The sequence below is a fragment of the Brevibacillus sp. FSL L8-0520 genome, from assembly GCF_037963895.1.
In the GTDB taxonomy this organism is placed as follows: domain Bacteria; phylum Bacillota; class Bacilli; order Brevibacillales; family Brevibacillaceae; genus Brevibacillus; species Brevibacillus borstelensis.
This window is the reverse complement of record NZ_CP150171.1, coordinates 862,803-886,880: the sequence shown is the minus strand read 5'-3', so window position 1 is coordinate 886,880 and position 24,078 is coordinate 862,803. Positions and strand designations below refer to the sequence as shown.

Sequence of the window (24,078 nt, the reverse complement as noted above, 5' to 3'; positions counted from 1 at the left end):
CTCCTAGCGCACATCATGCGATGCACCCAGCTCGGCAAGTACATCCAGGATTTGCTTGAAGAATTGCTGACGGTCTTGTGTCCGGTGAATTTCCGTATACAATTTTCCGTCCTGAATAAAGAGAATGCGCCTGCAATAGCTTGCACTGAAAGCGTCGTGCGTGACCATCATGATCGACACGCCGTGGTTCTCGTTCAGATCGGTCATCGTCTCCAGCAAGCTTTTCGCGTTTTTGGAGTCAAGCGAACCGGTCGGCTCATCAGCCAGCAGAATGGCCGGATCATGCACCAGCGCACGTGCGGCCGCAGCCCGCTGCTTCTGCCCGCCGGAAATCTGGACCGGGTACTTCTGCAATATCTCCTGAATCCCCAGCGTTTGCGCCACCTTGTGCACCTTGGGGGCAATCTCGCTCGAAGAGACGCCTTGCAGCGACAGGGGCAGGGCGATATTTTCATACACCGTCAAGTTTTCCAGCAGGTTGAAGTCCTGAAAAATGAAGCCCAGCTTTTGCGAACGGAAGTCCGCAAGCTGATTCTGTTTCATCTGGGTGATGTCCGTTCCGGCGATCTGAATGAATCCGTCCGTGGGGCGATCCAGTGTGGAAATGACATTCAGCAGCGTCGTTTTTCCGGAGCCGGAAGGACCCATGATTCCGACAAATTCGCCTTCCTGGATAGTCAGCGATACTCCTTTCAACGCATGCGACTGACTTTCTCCTCGATTTCCGTATATTTTTTGAACGTCTCTGACTTCAAGTACAGATGCTTTCACATTTATTCCTCCCAAGCTTATTCCCGAAACTCAAATGGCAGTCGGTTTGCTTCTCGTTGTATTAACTGTAACCAGTTTCCAGACAAGTAGCTATTGATCTACCTTACATTTTGCTTTCGGTTTTGTAAGGAAAACTTTGTTCGAGCTTGGGTGGAGAGATGAAAAAGGAGAAAACCGCTTAAAGTACGGTGGGACACCTGCTCGAGGGTTGTACTGGCCGGCTGCATTCCAAAAGCGGAACCGCGTCCAAAAGCAGCCGGTTCCCGGTGCTTTTCAAAGGTTGGACTCTTAAAAGAGTGTTCCGCTTTTTCCATTTCGCCTAGGTAGGTGTCCCAAAGACTTTCGCGTTTTTCTCCTTTTTCATCCCTATCGCTTTTCGTGTTTTTCTTGCTTTGTTTTAAAGATTATTTCTTTTGTTTTGGGTTTTTTAGCATCCTTGGCTTTGATATCTTTGGCATTTTTGGCTTTGGCATCTTTGGCGCCTTCGCCCTCGGAATCTTCGGCATCTTCTTCTTTGGCACCTTCGGCCATCGGCTTGGGTCAACATACCGGAGCATCGAGTGAAAGAGCTCCCCCCACTGTTGCTCATTTAGAGAAGACACCGCTTGATTCCGCTCCAGTCTCAACGCTTTTACCACATGCTTGATTTGGGAAGGGGTAAAAATTCCCTGTAAGGCCGCAAAGACAGGCGCTTGCGGCTGCTGGAGGATATAAGTGGCCAACGCCATAAACCTTGCATGAGCTTGCAGTGGAACCAATGGACTTTGCTTTCTGAAGATCGTTACTATTGCTGACTCGACCTTTGGGGGCGGTGAGAAATGGTCTGGCGATACCGTCCGGACGAGCCTGAGATCAAACCACATCCGCCATTTCAGGATTCGTGGATTCGTAATCCGCACACTGGTAAACCGTTTGGCCGCCCCTTTTTCCATGATGAGCACGGCTCTCTGCAACGGAACAGCAGGGTCGTCCAGAAGCTTCCCGAGTATCGGCGTGGTGATGGAGAATGGAATATTGGCTACGACACTGAACGGACTTTTGGGAAGGTTGAACTGTAAAAAATCTTGCCTGTTCATCCGAATATTCGCTACTCCTTGCATCTTATCGAGCAGCTTCTCGGCAAAAACCGGATCGTTCTCCACAGCGATGACTCTTGCCGCTCTTTTTGCCAACGGGAATGTTATCGCCCCTTTGCCGGCGCCGATGTCTATTACCGTATCATTCGGCGTTATCTTCGCCATGTCGATCATGTCTTTGCTCAATTGTTTATTAATCAACAAATGTTGTGCAGAGAAGTTTGAGGAGATCCGGGATTTTCCCCTGGATGTCCGTCTATTTTTGGGCATAAAAAGCACCTCATTCATTCGTAGTAGGGAATGAAAAAGGCACAGCACAAATAAACCTGGACCATTTCTAAAAAAATGGACAGGTTATACATGTTCTGTACCTTACATTACCTTGTACGCATGAATGCGATGCAACACATAAAATCGGGTCCTCCCTAATGGGAATTCATAAAGGATGTACATCTATCGGTTAGCAACATCGTTCTACATGAGTGCAGTTTTTTCGGGGCGCACTCAAGTTATAGAGTAACTTACGGGAAAGAACAAGTCTATTCTTTCCTTTGAATTCCCGATTTATTTTCTATGCTGCTTCCGCGGGCCAGCAATCTTGCATATCACTGTGCAAAAAAGGGTGCGTGTAGAAATCTTCAGGGTTTCACTGATCCGCTGCTGCTGTTGGCTCCTGATCGGACCGCCCGTTTTGGTGAAGCGGCAAAAAGCTCAAGTATGTCAGGCTTGAGCTTTTTGTCATGCTGTTTGGAGCTTGTTGTTCAGACTTTTCCCGGCCGCTTACACATGGGCCCTTCGATTTCTGATCTCTTCCCTCGCACGGTCATTCATTCGGGCCGGACTCCATCTTGGCTCAAAAACGAGGTTGACATGAACGTTCCCTACCCCTGGAATGCTTTTGGCTTTGGCTTCCACATTGCTGACGATCATATCGCGAAGCGGGCATTCGGGAATGGTCAACGTCATAGTGACAGTCACATTGTTTTCCTCATCGACCGCAATGTCGTATACCAGGCCCAGATCGACAATGTTCACACCTACTTCCGGATCGATCACTTCTTCGAGCTCTGCCCAGAGCTTTTCTGTTACATCCATCATTCCATCCCCCTTCATGAGGATAGGTTTTCCTTTGTCGCCCTGTTTATTGCATTGGCCGCGCGATTCCATATCCATATGCTTCAAGCCGTAGCATTCCCGCAAATAAAAAGAGGCTGCCCCGCCAGCAGTACAACTACTTGCGAGACAGCCCCAAGCAGGCTTATGGTTTATTGATGTCCGTTTGAATGTGCGTAATTCCGTTACATGTTGCGCATGGAACGGGTTCTTCTGTAGAGCCACGCTCCAAGAACAATGAGGCCGGCTCCCGCCAACTGAAGCGGGAGGTGGCTCTCTTCTCCAGTCTTCGGCAGGACCTTTTTGGCTGCCTTGTCCGGATGGATGCCGCCAGTCGGAACATCTCCATCTACCTCATACAGCATTTCCTCTTCATTGCCGTCTTTATCTTTGACAATAATCGAGAACGAATCTTTTTGTTTTTTACCGCCGTTAGGCGTGTATACCCATTTGCCGCTCGGATCGACTGTGACAGTACCATGCTTAGGCTGTTTGCCGATGGTTGGCGTTCCGCCTTCTGGCACTTTCACCGAACCGACAGGCTTGTCTACTTTCTCAACGGGCTTCGTTGGACTCGTAGGCACGCTCGGGCTTGGGGTAGTTGGCTCCGGATCTACCGGTGTCACCGGCGCTGGATCTACAGGTTTTTCCGGTGTTGGTTCTACCGGAGTTGGCGTGACAGGCACCTCCGGCTTGGAAGGCTCGCCAGGCTTGGACGGCTTGGACGGAACGCCCGGTATTTCTGGTTTCTCTTCAGGCTCGTCCCGATCCGGTCTGTCCGGCTTGTCCTTGCCTGGTTTCTCAGGCTTTTCCGGTTTCTCCGGGTCTACCGGCGGATTGGGTGGGTCTACCGGTGGCGTTCCACCGCCGCCTCCGCCAGAGTAGCGGACGTTCCCGATCGTTACGGTTGTAATCTCATTCTTTTTAATCTCGAATTCAGTTAGTCTGTCTTTGATGACATAACCGCTGGGTGCTCGTGTTTCCTCGAAATAATAAAGGCCAGGTCTGAGATCTGGAACGTGCAATTCACCGATTTTGTCCGTGGACAGTCCGCTCAGGATCGGCTTCTTGTTCTCGTCCAACACTCTGAACTGCGCACCTTCCAGCTTGACGTCTGGTCGATTGGAATCGACTTTGGTCAGTGTTGCAGAACCCGGGATCAGCTTGTTCGTAAAGATTTTCTGTACGACTTCGCCTTCATTTACGATCTCGAACTCCAATGTTTCCTGACTGACCAGATAATCAGTTGGAGCTGTAATTTCGACAAATTGATACTTTCCTGCCTTCAGGTCTGGTATCACCAGTTTGCCATTTTCATCTGTTGAAAGGTTCGACTGCAGCGTTTTGCCGTCTGCATCGCGGAGCTCAAATACCGCTCCTGCCAGCGTAATGTTATGGTCAAACTCGTCTACCTTCACGAGTTCTACTGAACCGCGATTCGCAACATTCTTCATCGTCCATGGAATCACGGCAGTCTGATTTGGCCGAATCGTGAAAGGAATCGGTGTTTCATCCAGCTTGTACCCTTTCGGCGCACTTGTTTCGATTAACTGATAATCTCCAGGCTCCAATTTCGCGAGATAGAGCTCTCCGTTTGCGTCAGTTACAAGCGAAGTGTGGTCAGCAACGTCTTCAAACTTATCGCCGTTTTTCCGCTGGAGTTTGAAGACAGCGCCTTCGAGCTTCTTCTCGCCATCCTCCGAATCGACTTTCGTCAATTTAAAGCTCCAGTCGCCTTTTTGGTTTGTAACCGAAATTTCTTTGTCTTCTTTGAAAGCAATCAATTTGCCGCTTGCGTACGCTTCATCGACGAGATACCCAGATGGGGCCGATTTTTCTTTGAGTACATACTCTTTAAAGCTGTATTTTTTCTTTGTTACTGCTACTCCCTGTTCATCGGTTACAAGCGTTTCAAGCAGCATTTTGCCTGTCTTGTCATACAGTTCGAATGTGGCTCCTGCCAATAATTCACCTGATGCGGCATCCGTTTTCACGATTTTGATGAATGCTTTCCCAGCAGGGAACGCCCCTCCGCCAGCTCCTGACAAGCTGACTTTGATTCCACCTTGTCCACTGCCATCGTCAGCCAGGGACGTTCTTCCGGCAAAAGCGGCGCTGTTCTTGATGTATTCTCCATTTTCCGCGATGATGAACGACTTGTATTCCAAAATATAGGCGCTCTCAATCGGCTTTTTGAAGATCAATTCAAAGCTATGCTCCCCATCCGCTGGCGTAAGAACTTTCAGTTCGTAGTCCGCGGGATCGGCTGGTTCGCCTTTGCTCACTACCCCGTTGGCATCCACCACCGTCTGATAGAGCTGGAAGGATTCCGGAAGGAGCACTTGATTGTCAGACAGCTTGTCCGTTACTTTCGCACCGGCATCGATCCAGGACTGATTTCGATTCAGGTAAATGGTCCAGAACGCATTTTCTGCATCTGCCCCTGTTCCCTGCTTGCCTTGTTTAAGGATATACTCCCCACCATGCTTTGGCTTCACCGAAGCGGATTGGGCAAACAACGCCGGCCCGCCGCCATCGCTCATGGTTGCATCGTTCATGTATTCTGCCAAGACCTCATGGCCTTTCAGGCTCGTCTGGTACGTGATGCGATATGCAGAGTCGATGGGATCTTTAAACGTCAGTGCAAAGCCTTCGTGACCTTCACTGTTCTTCAGCCCGCCTTCAAACGAATACGCACTGCTAGGCAGCTCTTCTTTAACCTCTACCTGGTCGGCTCCACCCTGGAGGTTCAAACGATTCACCTTCAGGGATTCCTTGACAAATGTTTGCTCTCCCTGATAGAAATCCTTGATCACCGCCTGGTTAATCTCTTGCAGATTGTAGTTTACATCGATGATCCAGGTGATGGTTTTCGTTTTAGGGTTATACGTCCCCGTTTTATTCCCGTTGTTCTTGGTGTAACGGTCCGAGGAAACCGTTGCCGAATCTTCCCTCTCGTATGACACTCCGTTTTCAAGCCATGTCAGCTTTCCATGGTTGGTAATGTCATGGGCATTGAAGTAGTTCGGGTCAAACTTTGTCTTGTACTCGATGTCCACTTTCGTGCTGATCGGATGATTGAACTTGATCGTAAACCCTTCGCGATAATTGTTGATGGGCTCGATCGTGTAATCTGTCCCCTCTGTCAATCCGGAAATTTTCAGGCTATCTTTGTCAAGCTCAATCCCTTGGCCCTTGTAGTGGTCGGTGATGACAACTTCGTCCATTTGATAGTTGTCATAGTTCAGATACATCTTCCAGAGAATGGTCTTGGTGCTGTAGTTGATGTCCTCGTTTTTGGCGTCCTTCCAAAAGATGACCTGGTACATCCCTTTCGTTGCCTGTTTAGTCGTGCCATCGTACATCTCTGCCTTGTTCGTCACATTGACACTCTTGCGAACACGGTCCTTCGCTTTTGTGTCGTAAATGATTTCATAGGCAGACTGAACGCCGTTCGGAAAGTCCAGTTTAAAGCCGTTTGGAACCGTATCGTCTATGATGTATTCATTAGAAGCCACTTGGTTTCCCCGGGTCGCCTTACCGTTTTCGTCGATGGTAACCTCGTAGACTTTCAGTGTGTCCTTGAGGAATTCCTGAGTCTGCTCAGTTTCAAAGGTATCGACAATCCAGGCACTTCCCGGTGCGATCACTTGCTCATTGTAATTGTACTCAATGGACCAAGTGAGGGTTTGTGTAGAAGACTTGTAATCAAGAGACTTTTTCGCGAGCGGTTCGCTGAATGCCACACTGACGGATGCTGAATCGTCCTTTGCGTACGAACCGCCCGTAACCGACACATTGTTGGTGTATGTCGTATTTTTGGCCTCAAGGATATTTGTTTTGTACTTGACGCGATACGCTTTATCGATATCTCCAAAGACCAGCTGGAACTGATTGCCGGAGACTGTTGGCTGTATCGTCACAGCACTTCCCTGCCTTACGCTTCCGTCCAGCATGACCTCCAGCTCATATACCTCGACAGAAGAAGAAACGAGTTCAAGTCCGGCAGGTATGCTATCCTGGAAGGTCGCGCCTGTAATCTTTTGCTCGCCCTTGTTAAAATCGACAACCCAGTCGATCTCGCTTGGGTTCATTTTCTTGGCTGTTCCTTGCTTGTCCATTTCTTCCCGGATATTGGCTTTGAAATGAACGTTGATCGTTTCTCCGAACGGAAATTCGATCTGCTGCTTCGTTCCCCCGGAAAATTTGCTTTCGTCAAAGGTTCGCCAAACCTCAAACGTACCGACGAATTCGTCATTCTCCACATCTTCGCTAAAAGTGAAGGTAACGGTGCCTTCCGGTGTTACTTCAAATGTCCCTACGTCCCCCGTGAGAGGTCCATCCAAAAGTCGGTCTACCTTAAATTTGTCCGGCAGATCGAAGGTAAAAGTGTCGCCACCCTTATAGGTGTGCCCCTCCGGAAGATGCCAGTCGAAGATGATCTTTACCATTGATCCCTGATCAGGACGAATCTCGGTAATGTTATTACCTTCCTCATCCTTCATCGCCACTTTTGTTATGATGTTCTCTGGTGATTTTTCGGGCTCTACAGGTGGTGCTGGGGGTAGTGGCGGTGGTGGCGGTGGCGGGTCTGGCACCGGATTCGTTCCGGTTCCTGGATTTTCCGTGCCTGGCTGCGGATTCTCCGTGCCTGGCTGCGGATTCTCCGTACCTGGCTGCGGATTCTCCGTGCCCGGCTGCGGATTCTCCGTGCCCGGCTCTGGATTCTCCGCACCCGGCTCTGGATTCTCCGCACCCGGCTCCGGATTCTCCCCACCCGGCACTGGATTCTCCCCACCCGGCTCTGGATTCTCCCCACCCGGCTCTGGATTCTCCCCACCCGGCTCTGGATTCTCCCCACCCGGCTCTGGATTCTCCCCACCCGGCTCTGGATTCTCCGCACCTGGCTCTGGATTCTCCGCGCCTGGTTCTTGATCCGTTCCCGGCTCGGACACCTCGCCACTTGTTGGGGCACCTTCTTCACTGGTGATTCCTGCGTTCATCGGTACTTCATTGGCACTGACAAACGCGGATGGCAAGAAGAGATTCACCAGCAAAGCGAATACTAAGTAAACAGATAAAAGCTTCTTTCGATGCCACATCTTAACTACGTTCACCTCGCATGTTTAAATTGGCAAGGTCGTACGACTCTAGCAGCGATTACCCATATGAAGTTTTGATAATGCTGCCAGTCCCCTTTTCGCCGGGGAAGAAGAATATGACACCTTGCACAATCCTGAGAGCATGTTTTTTTCGTTGCTTCCTCCTCTCCATTGTTCTTTATTTGTAAGTGTCTAAAGCTGTTCTTTCTTGGTGGCGACTTACATCAAAATTTGTATGGTTTTGGCTGTTAAGCCACAAAACACACTATAAAAGATCACTCTGAATTTATTCTGAATAGGAGAAAACGAAAAGCCGCCCGCCTCTTTTATGAGAGGGAGCGGCTTCTGAGCAGTTCCTGCATCGTGTCCTAATACTGCTTTTCTATGACATATTCACTTTTATTCTTGATCATGGCCGGCTTTTTCGTTCCCTTTACCATAATCGAATCATATGTTGTATCGACCGTAATCCATTCGTTCGTCTCTTTCAAGTAAATCTCATTCCAGGCATGGTATTGCGGGATGTCGTTTTTCCGTCCCATCACCAGCTTGGCAGGAATCCCCTGGCTGCGCAGCATGGCGGCAAACACCGATGCGTAATCGTAACAGATGCCTTGCCCTGCAGTCAATGTCGCATCTACCGAAGGGATGTATTCACTCGTAACTTGATTGGCTTTTGCGTAATCGTACTGGACGTTTTGGATCACATAATTGTAGATAGCTTGTACCTTTTCCTTGTCGGTCTTCAAGCCCTTGGTCAGCTCTCTGGCTTTTGCGGTCGCATTCGTCTTGTCGTTCCAGTAGATCATCTGGATCGGTTGCAGGAAAACGGCCTGCGGGCTTGATGCCGTCAGGTTCACTTCCTTGCTTTCTATCGAACGGTATTTATTGTTCGCAACGTGTTGCAGGAGTGTAATCGTATATTTGCCATCTCCTAGCTGTAGTGGGAAACGGTTGTTGTCTTTTACGCTATAATAGAAGTTCTGGTTGTCTTTCGTGATTTTTACTTTTTCATTGACTGGCTGTGCCGAATGATGGTGTTGAACTTTGACGATTCCATTATTGAGCTCGCTTACATCAATAAAGGAAGGAGCGGAGCTCGCCCACGCAGTCGCTGGAGCCGCCAGCAAACACATGCCTACCACTGTCATCGAAAGTCGTCGAAAAAACACAAAAAAACTCCCCTTTCGGTAGCTGGCTGCCATCTTGCATACACAAGGAAGGCCCTATAGCTTTGCGTCTCTAATTTTCATTAGATTTGCCATTATCGTTTGAAAGTTTTAAAATCAAATATACTAAAAAAATAATAGCATAACTTTACTAGAAAAGGGAGCCTCATCCTATCTTTTCTTGAAAAATATCAATCACTCTGTCATTTTTCCCCTAATAATCAGTCGGTGTGTCGGATTGTGCATCGGATGGCAGGTGATGAGCGTAATCTCCTTATCTTTTCCGTTCCCTTCCAAAACCCACACCTCTTCGGGCTTTACATACAATTTTTCTGTAACGGTATAGGAAAATTTGCTCTTGCCTTTGTCAACCTCGATCTTGTCTCCTGCAGCCATCTCATCCAATCGATTGAAATTTCGACCGTATGTAAAGTTTCTGTGTCCAGCGATGGCATAATTGCCGACTTCCCCGGCCCTCCCGGTGTTTTCGATGCTCGCAACCGTCGTTTTCATATTGTTATCTGATGCACCGTGCAAAATGGGCAGCATTAGACCAATCTTTTCAATCGTCAAAATACCTTCCATATTCTTATAGCTGCCAAAGTCCGGTGCCGGCTTTTTCCCGTTCTCCTTCTCGGTCGCAGCATCGGCACTTTCTATCGCTGTCTCGCTATCTTCTGTTGAGGAAGGAATTGCCGGTGCAGGATTTGATCCAGCGGCCTCTTCCCCATTGGAAATATTCTGCAAACTGTTTTGCCATTCCTCGACAAGCTTTTGCTGCCGGTAGTCCTGATACTCTTCAGCCAGTGTTGGATAGCTCAGCACAACGATTCCGGCCACGATCAGAAGCATTGATAACAGTCTCATTTTCATGGTTTGCCCGTCCCTGTCCGTTTTAGGTTTGATCCCCTTTTTTCCATTGTTCATACCACTCCGTCAGTTCCTTGCTGGGAGCAACATCGAATTCCTCTCTCAGCTTGGTCGAGATCAGCTTGAACTGCTTGCTCACCTCGCCTTGGTGGTTCAACATGGCGTATATCTTCATTAAATAGAAGTAGCCCTCTTCCATTACTGGAAACTTTTCACGTATCTTTTGATAAATCAAAATCGCCTCGGTATATTGTTCAACCGATACGTAATATTCAGCAATTTGCTTGACATGGTTCAACCAGAGCAACCGCAAGCGCTCCTGCTCGTACTCTGCCCACAAATACGGATGCTCCTCCAGAAAATCGCCTGTGTACTTGGCCATGATAGACAAGTGCTGTTCCAATGTCTCTTCTGTAACTTTGGGAGCATCTCGCACCAAGGCTTCCCATTCCTCAACATCCAGCTTCACATCTCCCCACACCAGTCGATACCCTTCATCCTTGTATTTAATCTCCAAATCGAAGCCAATGCTCTTAATCATTTTCCGAATCTGATAAATGGCCGTATGCAGTTGTGTCCTCGACCGGACTGAATCGTAATCAGGCCAGAGCAAATCTATCAAAACCTGCTTGCTCACTGTCTTATCCCGATAGTGTACCAGATACGCAAACAGCTCCTGCCCCTTCAGTGTTTTCCAGGGAAGATATTGTTCGTTGCCTTGTTGATCGAGATAATGCAAGCTTTGCAAGCAGCAGAGTGTCATATGTTTTTGGCTGCTGTAGCTGACCGAGGTCTTCCCGGCGGATTCTGCCACCCGTTGCAGGGTCACAGCCAATCTGCCCTGATGGACAGGCTTCAACAAATAGTCGAGTGCGTTCATTTCAAAGGCTTTCACGGCATACTCTTGAAAGGCGGTAACGAAAACAATGTGAAGTTGCGGCTGAATGTTCAACAAGTGCTCAGCCAATTCAAATCCATCCATATCGATCATCTGAATATCCAGGAACGCTACATCCAGTTTTTCTTGCTTCGCGGCCTCCAATGCGGCATGCGGATCTTGAAAAGACCCCATCAAGTGAATGGGAGTGTTCGCGTTCTGTTCCTTCAGGAGCTTTTCCATTCTTCTCAATGCAAGCCTCTCATCGTCTACGATAATCGCTTTCAAGCATATCTCTCCTATTTTGCTTCAGCTGTAACTATTTTTGGGACAACAGCCGCTAACAACTCTCCCATATTATTGTAGCAATAGGTCAATGAGATGTCCAAGCTGTATAAACCATTTTGGCGGTTGCTGGCAAAGGGGGATAAATGCTGCCGATCAAAACCAAGACACAAAAAAGCTACCGACCATGCAACAAGTCAGTAGCTTTTCCCGTCATTCGTCCCATTCAACGTAAATGCCTGAGATATCGCCGATATGTAAATCATGAATGATAACCCTGATAACCGGCTTCCCTTCGCTGGTCAACACATAGCCTCCCCAATCTTTGCCGCCATCCGCCTTGTACCCGGCGATATCGATTCCAAATATGCTTGCAATCAGCGGCTTAGTCACTGAGATCGCTTCTTCTTTCGAGTTTATTTTATATCGGTCCGTTACGTGGTCAACCTTGTATATTCGGGAGGATTTCGCACCGATCCGGACAGTATACCGCTCGTTTTCATTCTTGAGTGTCCACACTTCTTCTACTTTACCCGAACGTTTATTGGCATGCGAAAATGAGAAGCTCTGCTTGCCCGTTAGGAGCATGAGCGCTTTTTGGGCCTGATACACATACTTTTTATCCACATCATCCAGCTTGTAATCCAGGGAGTAATCGGTCACTCTGTTTGTATTCACATCGACGCTGACGTATTGTTGATTTTCTAAATAAAATGACAGGTCTGTTCCTTCATCGCTTTTAAAGAAACGGGCTTGTTGAAAAACGACTTGTTGATTGGCCTCTTTGAATGCCTTTTGGGCGGTATCGACATATTTTTGATAACTCGTCGGCAACTCATTGACCGCACACTCTACCAAGATGGTACGAACTTTTGTCGTATTCGGGTAAAATGTCACAATGGCCTCTCGATCCGCTTTCCGGATAATATCGTAATCTCCATCTTTCTCAAACTCATCAAAGAGAATTTCCTTGTTGATTCCTGCCGATTTAATTGCCTTTTGGGCAGCCTCAACATAGGCCGGGTCGATAGAAGCATGACTCGCCGATGTTTCTACCGGAGTAGAGAATGGTTTCATCCAGATAACGAAAAACACCGCTGCGCATGCGACAAGCCCGTTCGCCACCCATACGTATTTTGCTCGCTTTTGCTGCTTGCTGATCTTTCTTCGCTCTTCGCGAATGTTCTCCAACATCACTTGTTTTCGCTCCCAAGAAAGTTTTTGATCAGGAAAACTCCTTAAATCCTCCCAGATTCTCTGTTCATCTCGTGACGGCATTTTTCATCGCCTCCATAACAGAAACTTGCCTGCTGCTCTGAACAGCTTTCATCGCCCGATGCATAGTGAGATTCACTTTGGCTTCGCTCCATCCCAATATCTCCGCAGTCTCCTTGCTGGACAATCCCTTGATCCCGCGCAATATCAACACATCTCTGTAAGAGGGTTTCAACTGATTGATGATGTCATAGAGCATGCGCTTGTTCTCGCTCAACTCTAAAGACTCTTCGGGTGTCTTGTCCCGGGAAATAAGATGCTGCAGGAATGTTTCCGGCAGCAAGCTGATCAGTTTTTTTCTGCGCCTCTCATCAATGGCCGCATTTCTGGCAATGGCAAACAGCCATGTTTTCGGGTTTGCAATCTCTGTTTGCTGAGGTGATTTCAGGGCGCGAATAAAGGTCTCTTGTACAAGATCGTCTATATCCGTGCGTCCGGTATAGTAAACGAGAAAGCGATAAATATCGCTGCTGTATGCCAGAAACCATTGCTCGATACGTGCGCCGACATTATCATCCAACTGGGTTCCACCTCCTTGTCACTGTATAGACGGAGGGCCTTCCGACTATCTTTCACTTTTATCGTAAATTTTTTTGGCTTTTCCTATTGCTGAGTTTTTCTTAGCTTCTTTTCAACAGCTTCCTGTTTATATGGCAATAGCAATGACACTGACAGACGATAAAGCTATTGCAACAAAAAAGACACCTGCCCGAATCATAAGCCCCCCAATCGCAAGACCTGTGTTCAACAATTGGAGACCTGTTCATTCGAGTGGTATCTTCTGGATTTTGGTATACGATAAGATCGATGTGAACCGCGTCTATAGATATTTTATCCGTAGAATGCACTGCTGGGTGTACGGGACCGTACGCTTGCCTTCAATTCGGCCAACCCGACTTTTTGGACCTCGTACCGAATGTCCGCTCCTTCCTCTCGCTCTACCGCTGCCGAAACCATATACCCTTCCAAAGGTGCACATGTATAATAGGAAAACGGCTGCTCGTCGACTCTGCCCCGGGCAAGCGGCACGGAAAAAGACAGAGGCGGCAGCGAGAAGCCTTTCCCAAGCGCCTTCATCACTGCTTCCTTTCTCGTCCAAACCTGATAAAATGCCTCTCGCTTCATGGAAGGTGTCTCTTGCTGCTCGACGCAGGCTATTTCCTCTGGCACGAAAACAGTCCGCATTACTTCAAAACAGCAATCCTTTTTGACCGCTTCGACGTCGATCCCCGTCTTCTCGATCTCGGAAAAGGCGCATACCAGCATTCTACCTGAATGGGACAAATTAAAAAACAACGGTCGCTTGATGCTACCCGCCACGTGGCGGCTGTCCAGGAACAACTTCCCGTATTCATTTTTGATAAACCTGACTTCTTCCGGGAGGACTCCCCTTTTTTGTCCGATCATGCTCTTGAGCAGCATCCGTCCAAGCAAAAACTCTACTTTTTTGAAATCGACGAGATATCTCTCATACACCGTTCTTTCTTCTTGGTCCAGTACTTCCAAACAGCTCTTCAGATGTGCAGGCTGCATTTCTTCATCGACATGAAGCCAATAGATTTCAACCCTCTTTTCCATTGGTTCCCGACTTCCTTCACGATAGTTTGCATGTAGAAGCGTTCTTTATCTGAAACGGCTTTGCCTCCTTAACCCGGCAATTATCCGCATCCATGAAAAAAAGGGGGAGGCCCCCCTTCTTTCTGCGATCATTTTGACAATTGTGCGCCCTTTTGCTTTTCAATAAAGGCCACAATGCTGTTAATCGTTTTAAACGTGTCTGTATTGACAGCACCAATGTCCAGATCATATTCCTTTTTGATCAGATTGATGAACATCAGAACATCCATGGAATCAAGGCCATAGGGCGAGTCGGGACCAAACAATGGCTGATCATCCTTCACTTCTTCCAAAGAAACGTTCAATTTATATGTTTCCAAAAATTTTTCTCTTACCGTTTGTTTAATCATAACCCATTCTCCTTTACTCGTTTTTTGTATATTGCAAACATAGTGAACCCCATAAAAATCCGGCGCCAATGGCGGATATCACCAGATAATCCCCTGGTTTAATGGCTTTTTCCTCCAAAGATTTATGCAGAGCGGAAAAAATGGAAGCAGCCCCCGTATTTCCATAGTCCTGAATGGTTACGGTCGTTTTCTCCATCGGCACGTCCAATGCCGCCATCGTTTTCTTGATGATATTCAGGTTGGCTTGATGCAGAATAAAGTGATCAATATCCGATACTTGCAATCCGGCCTTATGCACGGCATTTTTAATCGAGAGGGGCAAGTTTCGGGTGGCCGTCTTCCAGACCTCTCTGCCGTTCATCCTGATAAAATGGCTGGTTTTGAGGTCTGCTCCCTCTGGCATCCGTGCAGTACCTCCGCCGTGCAGGGTGACTGCCAGATTTAAATAAGAGTCTAGATCCCATGCCAGCAGTCCGCTGCCTTCACCTGTTTTTTGAAGGAGGATCGCTCCGGCAGCGTCCCCAAAAAACGTCTTGGTAATCCGGTCCGTCGGATCGATGTATCGCGACAGGACTTCTGCCCCGATAACCAGCACATTGTTGATGAACTGATTCTGCAAAAGATGGGAAGCAAAAAGGATGGAGTAAATGCCTCCTGCACAAGCCCCCTGCGTTAAATCAAAGGGAATCGCGTTTTTTGCACCTATTTTTTCCTTGACGATCAGCGCGGTAGAAGGAATCTGTTGATCCGGAGTCGTGGTACACAGGACAATCGCATCGATATCCTCACTAGTAATGCCTGCATCACTTATCGCATCTAAGCTGGCATGGACGCACATATCAGATGTGGCCATATCGCTTTGCAAGTACCTGCGCTCGCGAATCCCGGTTTTATCCTGAATCCATTCGTCAGTCGTGTCCAAGGTTCGCGTGAGCATTTCGTTTGTCACAATGTCTTCTGGTACGTAAAAGCCTGATCCTTGAATGCTAAAGGAAGTGGCCAGCCCACTTTGGTTGACAGTGGATGGCTTCGTTAACGTTCCCGTCTTCATTCACACCAGCTCCTTTGCGGGAAAATCCCCATGTAGTCTTTTTATGGGATCGGGTACGTCATCAAGCGACACAATCGCTTCGATCACGACGATTTGATTTTTCTCATACGCTTCCAGAGCTTGCACAACAACATGTGTGATCTCTTCGCTTTTTTGCAGCGGTATCACTGTCAAATGTGGATGAAGAGTGTCGATCATCTGCAAGGTCTGGTTTAAAAATCGGGGGTTCCCCTGTCTTCCCGTATTGATATGCTGGAATTCAAGCCACCCGTACCCGCCGTTTTTCAACACGACATAGATGAGTGGAATCTGGTACGTTAACGCTGTTGGCAGATCGCTTCGGAACAGGTTGAATGCGCCATCTCCTACGAATGCAACGACAGTCTGCCGCGGCTTGGCCTTGGCTACCCCGATGGCGGCAGATGCCCCAAAGCCCAGGCTTGTCTGTTCACTCGGGACAAAAGCATTTTGCTCTTTGCCAAGCCCGAGATACGGAAAGAAATAAGACCACATGTCCTGCAACCCGTTTTCATGCACATAGATGCTGTTGGAAGGAAGGCGGGCTTGCAGTTCATCGAGAATATCCGCGATTCTCAACCGGGAGGAATCTCGCTGCCTTTCCGCCTTTTCCAAAAACATGTCTCGCTTGCAGCCCTCTATCTCCGCTTGCCATTGGCGATTAGCCGGCTGCTCCCGAACTTGCGCGAGGAGCTCATTTGCGACTGCTTCCACATCACCAACCATGTACATGCTGCTGTAGTCCAGATGAAAATGCTCTTCGTTTAGATTCACTTGAATGCTGTCTATGGCCTGGAGCTTCTCCTCCCAGCCAAACAGAGCCGTTTCCTCCAGCTTGCTGCCCATGGCAATCACCAGATCCGCCTCGTGCAATAGCGTTTTGACACGCCGGTGCAGATACAGCCCCGCCAGCCCGCAAAAGAGCGGATGTTCTTCATCAAAACTGCCTCTGCCTGAAGCAGTGACAAGAACCAGAGCTCCCAATCGTTCGGCGAGTGCTTCCAGGACGCCGCGGGTTTTGATCCGTTTGCATCCTCCGCCCAGCAATAACACCGGCTTTTTGGCAAGCATGATCTTTTCGCAAGCCCGCTTGATGCCAGATGGTTCTGGCAACGGCCTTAAGACAGAAAGAGGAAAAAAGTTCAGCTTTGCCTCATCAAGCAGCTGGCTGCCAATATCTTCGGGAATCTCGACGTATACCGGACCGGGTGTTCCTTGTTCAGCCATAAATATCGCTTTTCGCAAGACCCATCCGATCGCGTCTTTGTTCTCCAAGCGATGACTCCATTTCACCAGTGGGGAAACGAATGCCATTTGGTCTGCTTCTTGAAATGCTTTTTGGTTTCCGTAGGAGCGCGTTGGAGTGCCTGATGAAATGATCAACAGCGGGCAGCTTTGGGAGTTTGCCTCCAACAAGCCTGTGATCGCGTTGGAAACGGCAGGTCCTTTTCCCACGATGCAAACGCCCGTTTTTTGCGAGGCTAATGCGTAGCCTGTCGCCATAAACACGGCGTTGCGCTGATCCTTGGCAACCAAAAATTCAATCCCGCAATCCTCGATGGCATTCATCATGTAAAGCTCGTCATTGGGAAGCCCAAACACCAATTCCACTCCATACGCTCGCAGTCCCTGCGCTATTGCGTCGTATACACTGATTTGGTTCATTGGTCACCTCGTTGCCAATATTCATGCAAGATTTGCGAAATCAAAATGGGTTTAATGATCAATTCCCCCTGGTAGTACACAAAGTTGGCCATGGGACCGTAGCCTCCGAAGGGAGCGTTGCCATTTTCAATATCAAACAGTGTTTCATTGACGGAAACGGTATGTTTTTTCCGAAGAAGCTCAATGATCGGGCTGTCTGATCGGCCGTAGAAGGTAGCCCCCAATGCTCTTTCCACAAAATACTCCTGGGTTACGATCCGTTTTACATCCTCTTCCTCGCTATAGATGACTACATTAAATACCGGCGAAAAAAACTCGAGGATTTTCAATTTCTCTGCAATTGTGCTTACGAGAACTGTCGGCTGAATGATCCTATCCCGGTAATCGATCCTCCCCCCGTACACAATATTTTCGCTGTATTGGGTCAGATGCTGACCTACCATTTCCAGCGTTCCGGTATAGTGTATGGGACCGTATGCCGCGTCCTTGTCCACATTGCTGCCGTATTTGAGCGCGTCCAGCTTCTCTGTCAATAAAGACAGAAACGAATCCTTTATGGTTTCCGGAACATAAATGACATCCGGTCCCATGCAGTCTTGTCCTGTGTTGTACAAACGGGCTTGGATGAGATCGTGAACCGCTTTTTCCAATTCAGCCGTTTCGGATATGATAAAAGGATTGATTCCCTGACCAAAAAAGATAAACATTTGCGTTTTGGCCAATTGGAATTTGATGCTTTCCGCATTTTGATACGTACCGGTAAACACGACGACATCTGCATGCAAGACGGACGCTTTCATATATTCTCTGTGGGAGAGTTCCAATAGTTTCAATGGCAACTGGTGTATGTTTTGCAGCAAATGATGAAGTTTCCTTACTTGGGGAAGCACCGAAGCAGAACTCCGAAATTCAATACTCTCGGTATACAGCGAGGGAATCAGCAAATACAAAACGTAAGAATACAGAATAACATTTGAAGGCATAAATACGGACATTCGATTGATGAGGGGAGGCCGATTGTTGTGCACCTCGTTGAAGGCATTTTTCAAAGCCCCCAATGATGCTTGAATCTCCAGTTCCGCCGTCTGGTACGTCGAGATTTCCGTCAGGATCTCTCTGATCATTTCCGGATTGGACTCGATGAAATGAATGCAGCGGATGATCGCTTCTCTGCGCTGGCCAAGCGGGATAGACAGCTCCAGGTCTACTGTTGTACCATGCACTTCCCTTCCTCCTCTCTAGCGTTCTTCCATTGAATTGCCTGATTTTGCAATGCCACAAAATCAACCTTTCCGTTTGGACGATAGGGAAAAGCGGGCAAAAACATGATTTTGTCCGGTTTTAAAATAGATCCGAGTGCCTCATTGATCGCATTCTCGATCTGCTGCGTAAATGGTTGCCGGGTTTCAACGAAAAGGATCATGTATGCGCCCTTTTTCTCATCCTGAAGAGATACAACTCTCGCCCGCAGCTTCAGTTCATTCTCCAGCCTGGTCTCGATATGCGCCGGGTAGATGACATAGCCTTTGCGGACAATTTCATTTCCCTTTCTCCCCAAAACATGCAGATTTCCGCGTTCATCCAGGTATCCCAAATCGTTGGTTTTGAACCAACCATCGGCCAACACTTCTTCCGTCTTTTCAGACAAATGAAGATACTCTTTCATGACGCCTGGACTATTGACATAGATTTCGCCTGTTTCCCCTGATGGAAGCTCATTTCCCCTGTTGTCCACCACCTTGATCTTCACGCTGGGCAGCGGTTTTCCGCAGCCATCCCGATAATCTCCCGTGTTTAGAGCGACATTGCCGACTTCGGACAAACCATATCCGTCCAGCAACGGCTGTTTTATCAAGTCGTAAAAGCTTACAGCCAATTCCTCGGATAGCGGCGCCCCGCCCACACACCACATGCGAACCGCGGAATCCCTTACTTTTGCACACAGCTTTTCCCGCTTTTTGCACATTTGGGTCAGCATATAATAGGTCGAAGGAATGCCGTCTACAACGGTAACTCCTCTTTCCGTTACTGCTTTCAGAACGGTGCGGATGTTTTTGTAATTGCATAAAATCAAGTCGCATCCCGCAAACCACCAGATGAAAACGATCGACAATCCGTAAAAATGCGTAAACGGGATAAGGGGCAGCAGCACGTCCTCGCTTTTGTATTTCATGACTTCCATGCTTTCCTCCAGGTTGGAAAGAAAAGAATGGCCGGACTTTACAATCCCCTTTGGCTTGCCGGTCGAACCGGACGTATAAAGGATGAGGGCATCTTCTCTTGTTGACCAAGTCGAAAATGACAGTTCGCTGGCTGGATTCCCTCCCCCGTCTCTCACGATTTCCGAAAGCAGAAACGTCCTGATCGGATCCGATAGCAGCAAAGGACGGTCGGAAATGCATATTCGACTCTCTGAATCCAGGGCAATTTCATTGATTTCCCGCGCATCTGCCATACAATCAACCAAAGCAATGGAGCAGCCTATTTCAACCAGGGCGAAAAAGGCGACTAAAAATTCATAGGAGTTCTCGGCTGTGACGATTACCCTGTCCTCATCAGTGATATGACTGCCTCTCAATTGGGCGACACAGCTTTGTACATCCCCCAAAAACCTTTCCTTTGAGCAGCTTGTCTCATCCAACTTTATAATATGAGCCATGGATTGCACCTCATGAAATTCCCACCTGATGCATGACGGTGTCAGGCGATATTCCAATCGTTTCAAATTCGTATTTCAACAACTGTGTAAACAAATTCCGTGGACCAACCACATACGCGGTCTCGATATGCTCTTGCTTCATGGATTTGCTGACGAGATCCCACCTGACGGGATGGTCGTAGCCATCCAGAAGCATTTGCTTCAGCTCTTCGGATTGTTTGTAAATATGTCCGTCAACATCGGAAATAATAGGGACTTGCAGCGGCTTGAAGACAACCTGGCTATAGAATTTGTCCCGCAGCTGGTGCTTGAGCTCCGTCAGCAATCGGCTGTGAATGGGCTGTTTCATCGTATGTAACGAAAAGCACTTGCTTCTTTGATTGATGACTTCCTTTAGAGATTGGACAACGCTTTTCTCGCCACATAAGCAAACGACTTTTTCCAGATGCCCGACCAACTCCAGCTCCATTCCCTTTGCTTGGAAGTCGTTTATTAACTCCTCCGTCTCCTCAAGGGACAAATTGAAAATAAAATGAGTGTGGTACTCCGCATCCATTTGCTGGAAGTAGGTTTTTGAATGTTTTGCGCTTTCGTGTGTCAGCCACAAACATTCCCCAAAGGTCAAGCCGCCTGACTGAACGGCAACGGACATGCCGCCAAAACTTGCTCCAATCGAATAATCCGGGTGCAAACCGTATCGTTCGTAAAAATAATCGAGCAAAGCAATCGAGTTCGCCAAAAAGGCGGATTCAATCACTTCGTGCTGGTCTTCTGTCGCCTCTCGAAACGCCTCGGCCAAGGAGTACCCGATGATGTCGCTTGCTTCTTGGAAACGCTTTTTCGCAAACGGGTTTGTTTCAATAAAATCCTTCACTTCTTCATAGCTTGAAGGAGCTAGACCGGGCAATACCAATCCAATCATGTACGGGCCTCCTTACTTCTGCTTTGCTGTCAGGGCTGCTTCAACATCATGACTGTCCAGCAGCTTCTGAACGGCAAATGGTATATCCGTGAATCCCAAAGATTTGTGAATAAAGTTTCCGGGACCGAGCATGATTACTTTTTCCACACCCTTACTCCACAATTGCTGCAGGCATTTATACCAGCAGACACTGTTGGTATATTGCTCTGTCAGTTCGGTTGCCAGGCCGGCAGCATCGGAAATTTCCTCGGCATTCACATTGCTGATCAAGGGAACGTCGGGAGAGCGGAAGGTAATATGCGGCAGCACCTCTTTTTCCATACGCATCCTGACGTTTTGAAGAAGTGAGCAATGTCCAGGCGGGCCATACGGAATCGTGACACCCAGACCACCGTAAGGACTTATTTTTTGGTGAAGCAGCTCCAAGCTCTCCTGATCACCGTTCACGATCATTTGCGTGGCGTTTACCGTCACACAGGGCTCGACAAATCTGCCCTCCGCTGTAAGCTCTTGGATCGATTGCTCCAGAATAGCGATATCAATGTTGTAGAAGAAGTAGACGCCGTATCGCTTGTCAGGAAACTCCTCTTCCTCCATTTCACACATCCTTTTCAGCATGCGAAGCGTTTCCGGGAAGGGCAATCCCCCTGCGCAATGAATAGCCGTTACTTGACCCAGGCTTGGACCGAGGAAGTACGCCGGCTGCCCGATCTCCTCCCGCAGCAATTCAAACAGAGCCGTGCTGATTGTGACGATGCTGGGCCTGGCAATCACGCCGAAATTCGTCATCGCTTCACTCTCAAAAAAGAATTTGGCGGCAAGATCGACTCCCATAATTTCGCTTGCCTCTTCAAACTTGGCCCTTACGCTGGGAAAGCTCTCGTAAAGGTCCAAAAAGCTCCCCTGCTTCAATTTCACCAAAGGCGGAAAGATCAGTGCCGTTTTCATTGTTTCTCACGCTCCTTCTTTACATAAAGCCTCCATCGACGACTAGCGTTTGCCCAGTTATATAGCTGGCCTTGTCCGATGCTAGAAAGGAAACCGCCTCTGCTACTTCTTTGGCAGTTCCCAGCCTTCCCATGGCAATGCGCTTCCTGAAATTGTTCATCTGGTCTTCAGGAATGCGATCCACCATGCCTGTATCTTCCGTATAGCCGGGAGCAACCGCATTCACTCTCACGTTGTACGGGGCGTACTCTTTCCCCAATGAACGCGTCAGCCCGACAACCCCTGCTTTACTCGCGCTATACGCGCTTAAACGATCCACCCCGATCAAGCCAGCGACCGATGCGATGTTGACGATTGCTCCTTTTTGTTCCAGCAGCATGTGAAAAGAAACGGCGTGGATGCAATTGATGGTCCCCATGACATTGATCTGGACGATTTCCTCCCATTTTTCGAGAGGATTGCTCGGAATCAGCGCCCCTCCGTAGCTGACTCCCGCGTTGTTTACAAGAACGTCTATTCTTCCAAATTGCCCAATGATTTCTTTCACGGCATCCTGTACTTGCTGTCTGTCAATTACGTCGAGTTTGACGAATGAAACTGCCTCATTGCCGGTTTTCGCCTTAATCTCTTCAACTGCTTGGGCAGCTTCCTCCAATGAACTCCTGTATCCCAAGATGACCTGATCTCCGGACTCGGCGAAATGCTCTGCAATCGCCTTGCCAAGACTCTTCGAAGCGCCGGTTACAAGCACGACATTTTTTTTAGCTTCCAACCTTCTCACCTTGCCTCAACAAATTTGGCAAACACACTTCCTTCCAATACCCTTGAAGATACTCGTACAGCTCCTCCCGGATTTGCTGCTTTTCGCTTTTCGGAATCATATCTTCTGGTTGCGGCTCACCGTAACTGTAGTATTCCTCGCGCAAAATGGATGAAATAACCGCGTCATGGTATTCTCCATCCAAAAAGAAGTAATCGCGCAGGATCCCTTCAATCACCACTTTGTTCTTGATCAAAAAGCGGATGGATCTCATGTTGAATAAACCGTTAATGAATTGAATCTTATGCGCATTTTTAAAGTGGAACAGGTAGTCCATGAGCAATACCGAAGCTTCCGCACCGTAGCCCATGTCCCATAATTCCGGATCTCCTATCACGCCGCCTAGCATGTAGCTCCCCTCGTATCTCAGCGTTTGCCAAGATACGAACCCGATTTTTTTCCCGTCGTGGGTTACCACTGTGGCGTAGCGTGTATTTCCGTTTGCGATATCTCTTCTGACCTCTTCCTCAGTCACAAAGTCTTGCCCCCCTCTTGCCAACGCACTGACTTTGGATGGGCAAACCCATTGAGAGAAGAGCTTGTAATCTTCTTCTTCGAGAGCTTGCAATCTAACGAAATTACCCCTCATCGATTCTTCTCCTCCGCTTTAGAGTCGTATCTTCATCATAAACAAGCAACCCGGAGAGTGCCCCCGTAATTCCCGCAAAGTATGAACAGCTCTGCCATTTTTCATGACAGAGCTGTTCATCGTCGGCACCGCTACTTTGCGAAACCTGTTAAAGTATTCGTTTATTCAATATTTGTCTAAACAAATTGGCTTTTGTCATTTTCACAGCTAACCCTACCCTGCTTTTTACCCCTAATTTTTGCATGCATGCAGCAATATGGTACTCCACCGTTCTTTTGCTGAGATAGAGCGTGTCTGCTATTTGCTGATTGGTTCTGTCATTCGCCAATTCCTCAGCCACACGAAGTTCCATTTCTGTCAACGTTTCCGGCAAATGGAGATCCATCTCGATATCATCTTCGATCCCTTCTCTTCCCCAGCTAGAAAAGAGAGATTCCATGAACTCACTGGAAAAATAGCAGCTTCCTCTTTCCACAGCATTGATCGCGATCATTAGTTCACTGGGGCAGTCCTTCATCAAGATGGCTTGTGCGCCTTGTATATATTTTACGTAGTGCTTATATTTATTGCTCAGCAGGATAATCGTCCGAGTGTGCTTATTTTTTAAATGGAACGAGAGATTATCCTTCGTGAGACTCAAAATGACCAAATCGAATTTTTCCAAAAAAACGGGATCCGAGAGCAAATATTCATTGTTCAAAAAATGGCAGTCATATCTATTTTCGGACAGTAAATTTGAATAAAATGGCTGTTTTCCTTCTCTCTCATCTACGATTAAGATGTTTCGGACACCCATTCTTTATTCACCTCTACTTGATTGTAGCTAGTAATCTGATGTCGGTTCCGCAAACAGGTGTTTGCTGAAACAACGGGAATAACTGAAGCGAATTTACTAGTATTT

Annotated in this window: 20 protein-coding genes and 1 riboswitch; all 20 genes read right to left on the bottom strand. The window is 47.9% G+C overall.

Annotated features, from left to right (window positions below):
- Positions 1–3: 3 nt before the first annotated feature.
- Positions 4–771 carry an ABC transporter ATP-binding protein gene (locus tag NSQ24_RS04640; protein ID WP_003389331.1) on the bottom strand — a complete coding sequence of 256 codons (768 nt, stop codon included), beginning with the start codon at positions 769–771 and terminating at the stop codon, positions 4–6.
- 404 nt (positions 772–1,175) lie between these two features.
- Positions 1,176–2,117 (bottom strand): 23S ribosomal RNA methyltransferase Erm, encoded by a 942-nt coding sequence (gene erm / locus NSQ24_RS04635; protein ID WP_031932074.1) that lies wholly within the window; start codon positions 2,115–2,117, stop codon positions 1,176–1,178.
- A gap of 510 nt (positions 2,118–2,627) precedes the next feature.
- Positions 2,628–2,942: a metal-sulfur cluster assembly factor gene (locus NSQ24_RS04630; RefSeq protein ID WP_003389334.1), complete on the bottom strand. Its 315-nt coding sequence runs from the start codon at positions 2,940–2,942 to the stop codon at positions 2,628–2,630.
- 203 nt (positions 2,943–3,145) lie between these two features.
- Positions 3,146–8,062, bottom strand: coding sequence for a collagen binding domain-containing protein (locus tag NSQ24_RS04625; protein ID WP_339167331.1), 4,917 nt, complete (start codon positions 8,060–8,062; stop codon positions 3,146–3,148).
- A 368-nt stretch (positions 8,063–8,430) separates the two neighbouring features.
- The gene (locus tag NSQ24_RS04620; RefSeq protein WP_339167329.1) at positions 8,431–9,234 is read right to left on the bottom strand and encodes a transglutaminase-like domain-containing protein; all 804 of its coding nucleotides are present in this window, start codon (positions 9,232–9,234) and stop codon (positions 8,431–8,433) included.
- Between the two features lie 14 nt (positions 9,235–9,248).
- Positions 9,249–9,335, bottom strand: a riboswitch (cyclic di-GMP riboswitch).
- Between the two features lie 91 nt (positions 9,336–9,426).
- A complete protein-coding gene (locus NSQ24_RS04615) occupies positions 9,427–10,083 on the bottom strand; it encodes a class D sortase (protein WP_339167328.1) in 657 nt (218 codons plus the stop codon).
- 43 nt (positions 10,084–10,126) lie between these two features.
- Entirely contained in the window at positions 10,127–11,266 is a 1,140-nt protein-coding gene (locus NSQ24_RS04610) for a response regulator (protein WP_003389338.1), read from the bottom strand.
- Between the two features lie 210 nt (positions 11,267–11,476).
- A complete protein-coding gene (locus NSQ24_RS04605; RefSeq protein ID WP_227277704.1) occupies positions 11,477–12,457 on the bottom strand; it encodes a hypothetical protein in 981 nt (326 codons plus the stop codon).
- A gap of 67 nt (positions 12,458–12,524) precedes the next feature.
- Positions 12,525–13,058 carry an RNA polymerase sigma factor gene (locus NSQ24_RS04600; protein WP_003389340.1) on the bottom strand — a complete coding sequence of 178 codons (534 nt, stop codon included), beginning with the start codon at positions 13,056–13,058 and terminating at the stop codon, positions 12,525–12,527.
- Between the two features lie 311 nt (positions 13,059–13,369).
- Positions 13,370–14,116, bottom strand: coding sequence for a 4'-phosphopantetheinyl transferase superfamily protein (locus tag NSQ24_RS04595; RefSeq protein WP_339167327.1), 747 nt, complete (start codon positions 14,114–14,116; stop codon positions 13,370–13,372).
- Positions 14,117–14,244: 128 nt separating this feature from the next.
- Positions 14,245–14,505: an acyl carrier protein gene (locus NSQ24_RS04590; RefSeq protein ID WP_003389343.1), complete on the bottom strand. Its 261-nt coding sequence runs from the start codon at positions 14,503–14,505 to the stop codon at positions 14,245–14,247.
- Positions 14,506–14,518: 13 nt separating this feature from the next.
- Positions 14,519–15,556 (bottom strand): ketoacyl-ACP synthase III, encoded by a 1,038-nt coding sequence (locus NSQ24_RS04585; protein WP_024984244.1) that lies wholly within the window; start codon positions 15,554–15,556, stop codon positions 14,519–14,521.
- Positions 15,557–17,239: a thiamine pyrophosphate-binding protein gene (locus tag NSQ24_RS04580; RefSeq protein WP_339167325.1), complete on the bottom strand. Its 1,683-nt coding sequence runs from the start codon at positions 17,237–17,239 to the stop codon at positions 15,557–15,559. It lies immediately after the preceding gene.
- Positions 17,236–18,462: an aldehyde dehydrogenase family protein gene (locus NSQ24_RS04575; protein WP_003389346.1), complete on the bottom strand. Its 1,227-nt coding sequence runs from the start codon at positions 18,460–18,462 to the stop codon at positions 17,236–17,238. The genes NSQ24_RS04580 and NSQ24_RS04575 overlap by 4 nt, the downstream gene beginning before the upstream one ends.
- On the bottom strand, positions 18,444–19,898 hold the full coding sequence (locus NSQ24_RS04570; RefSeq protein WP_052259627.1) for a class I adenylate-forming enzyme family protein: 1,455 nt from the start codon (positions 19,896–19,898) through the stop codon (positions 18,444–18,446). Before NSQ24_RS04570 ends, NSQ24_RS04575 begins: the two co-directional genes overlap by 19 nt.
- Positions 19,899–19,908: 10 nt before the next feature.
- The gene (locus NSQ24_RS04565; RefSeq protein WP_024984243.1) at positions 19,909–20,820 is read right to left on the bottom strand and encodes a hypothetical protein; all 912 of its coding nucleotides are present in this window, start codon (positions 20,818–20,820) and stop codon (positions 19,909–19,911) included.
- Positions 20,821–20,832: 12 nt separating this feature from the next.
- Positions 20,833–21,768: an ACP S-malonyltransferase gene (locus NSQ24_RS04560; protein WP_024984242.1), complete on the bottom strand. Its 936-nt coding sequence runs from the start codon at positions 21,766–21,768 to the stop codon at positions 20,833–20,835.
- Between the two features lie 19 nt (positions 21,769–21,787).
- Entirely contained in the window at positions 21,788–22,549 is a 762-nt protein-coding gene (locus tag NSQ24_RS04555; protein WP_231504325.1) for a 3-oxoacyl-ACP reductase family protein, read from the bottom strand.
- Entirely contained in the window at positions 22,530–23,177 is a 648-nt protein-coding gene (locus tag NSQ24_RS04550) for a GNAT family protein (protein ID WP_024984241.1), read from the bottom strand. The genes NSQ24_RS04555 and NSQ24_RS04550 overlap by 20 nt, the downstream gene beginning before the upstream one ends.
- Positions 23,178–23,325: 148 nt before the next feature.
- Positions 23,326–23,973, bottom strand: a complete 648-nt coding sequence (locus tag NSQ24_RS04545) for a response regulator transcription factor (RefSeq protein WP_003389352.1) — start codon at positions 23,971–23,973, stop codon at positions 23,326–23,328.
- Positions 23,974–24,078 lie beyond the last annotated feature (105 nt).